Genomic DNA, 1657 nt, shown 5'->3' with positions numbered 1-1657 from the left:
CTTATTCCCACTAATATGAAACAGATAACCCTAAATATCGCAGACAACAAGTTCAAGGCTTTCCTTGAGTTTATTAAAACCCTGGATTATGTCAAAGTGAAAGATGAAGGGGACTCCAAAGAAAGTCCTTATGACCCTGAGTTTGTCGCTAAAATTGAGGAAAGCAGGGAACAGTACAAAAAGGGTGAGTTTATAAGCGTTGAGAAAAAGGATATAAAAAGTTTCCTGGGGCTCTAATGGCTTACCGCTTAGACCTTACTAAACGGGCTCAGGAACATTTTGCCTTTCACAAAAAATCAGGCAATAAATCTCTACTGAACAAAATAGCGGTTCTCCTGGACGAACTGACCGAACATCCGTTTACCGGAACCGGAAAGCCCGAACCGCTAAAGCATAACCTCTCCGGTATGTGGTCTCGCAGGATAAACAGGGAACACCGGCTTGTTTACGAAGTGCTGGAATCTGTCGTGGTGGTTCACCACGCTAAAGGGCATTATTAAAAAAGCCCTGCATTGCTGTAAGGCTCTTCTAATCTTTCTTGCTTTTCATGGTCCAGGAGATCATCGTGCCGGTAAACCCGATATACTACCAGTAGAATGCAGGTACATATTGTTATCCTTTTGAATAATAAAAAAAACAGGATTATCTACACCAAACTTTTTGGAGTACAATATGACTTCAATATACCCACCCCACTCATAAACCAAAGGTTTGGAAGCTATTAATAAGTAACTAGTCGATTTATTACTATTTTGAAAGCTTTCAATATCTACTATTTCATAGTCTAAATCAACATTGGGAATGTTATAACAATCAAATGATGGAAGGTTTATAGGATAATCAAAATCACCAAATTGAGGAGTCCATTTACACACTTTAGCTGCTATGAATAGATTTTCATAGGTAATATTCTCCAAAGTTTTTATATCAATCTGTGATTTATTGCCTGTTAAATATTTTGGTAAATCTGCTAAAACTTCCTGAGTAATGAACTTTATGGAATTTATTTCCATATAGCTACTATACTCAAGCTTTCCTTTTATTCCTAGATCTGATTTATTGCAACCTGTGATTATTATAAATATCAAACAAATACTTTTGATCAATCTTTTTTGTGTTCTCATCTTTTCTATTTCTATAAAAACTACTGACCGAGAATAAATTTTCGCAATGTATTCATATAACTACGTGCTGCTGGTGATGTATTTAGAATATCTATGGCCATAAGATTTGCATAGTTATCATTGTTTAAAATACCAATTCTCAACCCTCGAGTAATATCCATAGGACTAGTCACACTATTTCCAAATTGATTTGATGCATCACCATAAGAATAATTACCATCTGCATGGGTCACTTCTTGTCGCAATGAAACACTTATTCTGATGGTTATGTCATTAGGATGAAAAAACTTTGAACGGGTACTCATACCAACGATCCTCATTGTTGAAGGGGTATTAAAACCTTTTGGCTCAAAAACATCTTCAAAATAAAGGTTTTTACCAGTTTCATTCATGTATTGATGAATGTCCCTGAGTTTCAGTAACAGTTCTTCGTAGGAGAGTTTATTTATATCTACCCTTTCACCTAGAGGCCCAGGCCCTCCATTCTGGGCTTCTATTGCCCTCTTGACCTCTTTTCAGCCACTTCCAACAAC

At 36.5% G+C, this 1657-nt stretch carries 4 protein-coding genes; 2 read left to right on the top strand and 2 right to left on the bottom strand.

Annotation, left to right across the window (positions count from 1 at the left end; all coding sequences use genetic code 11):
* Positions 1-237 (top strand): DUF2683 family protein (locus C900_RS25965; RefSeq protein WP_221408172.1); only part of this gene is annotated, 237 nt, incomplete at its 5' end.
* Positions 237-500, top strand: coding sequence for a Txe/YoeB family addiction module toxin (locus C900_RS25960; protein WP_009583395.1), 264 nt, complete (start codon positions 237-239; stop codon positions 498-500). The genes C900_RS25965 and C900_RS25960, both read left to right, overlap by 1 nt.
* A gap of 60 nt (positions 501-560) precedes the next feature.
* On the opposite strand, the gene C900_RS25955 is transcribed toward C900_RS25960, so the two are convergent.
* Entirely contained in the window at positions 561-1124 is a 564-nt protein-coding gene (locus tag C900_RS25955) for a hypothetical protein (protein WP_009583394.1), read from the bottom strand.
* 20 nt (positions 1125-1144) lie between these two features.
* Positions 1145-1516: a hypothetical protein gene (locus tag C900_RS25950; RefSeq protein WP_009583393.1), complete on the bottom strand. Its 372-nt coding sequence runs from the start codon at positions 1514-1516 to the stop codon at positions 1145-1147.
* Positions 1517-1657 lie beyond the last annotated feature (141 nt).

Origin of the sequence: Fulvivirga imtechensis AK7 (assembly GCF_000331535.1) — a bacterium.
Taxonomy (GTDB): Bacteria; Bacteroidota; Bacteroidia; order Cytophagales; family Cyclobacteriaceae; genus Fulvivirga; species Fulvivirga imtechensis.
Note: the sequence above shows the minus strand (reverse complement) of the source record. Positions and strands in the feature narration are given on the sequence as shown.